Source organism: Methylobacillus sp. MM3 (genome assembly GCF_001645185.1).
Lineage (GTDB): Bacteria > Pseudomonadota > Gammaproteobacteria > Burkholderiales > Methylophilaceae > MM2.
In genome coordinates this window covers 1-448 of sequence record NZ_LXTQ01000014.1, presented here as the reverse complement: position 1 = coordinate 448, position 448 = coordinate 1, and the positions used below count along the sequence as shown (strand labels likewise).

Here is a 448-nt window from a genome sequence, read left to right as displayed (position 1 = left end):
TTTATAAATTTTGAATGCTATATAAATGCTCGTAAGCACCTTGTTTTGCAATCAATTCACGATGCGTACCTGTTTCAACAATATGTCCATTTTCAATTACGACAATTTTGTCAGCATGTGTAATAGTGGACAAGCGATGCGCTACGATAAGTGTCGTTCGATCTTTACGCAACACATCTAATGCTTCTTGAATAATGGATTCACTTTCTAAATCACGTGCATTTGTTGCTTCATCCAGGATAAGAATTGGCGGATTATTTAAAAATATTCTAGCAATCGATAATCTTTGTTTTTGACCACCTGATAATTTATCACCTCGTTCACCTACTTCAGTGTCATATCCCTGTGGCAAGTTCATGATAAAGTCATGTGCATTAGCCATTTTCGCCGCTTCAACTACTTCTTCATCTGTTGCTGTTGGACGACCAAGTAAAATATTTTCCTTAAC

The 448-nt window shown here is 36.4% G+C and carries 1 pseudogene; it reads right to left on the bottom strand.

From position 1 onward, the window contains the following. Position 1: 1 nt before the first annotated feature. A pseudogene (locus A7976_RS14790) lies at positions 2–448 on the bottom strand (SAV1866 family putative multidrug efflux ABC transporter); the annotation flags it as partial.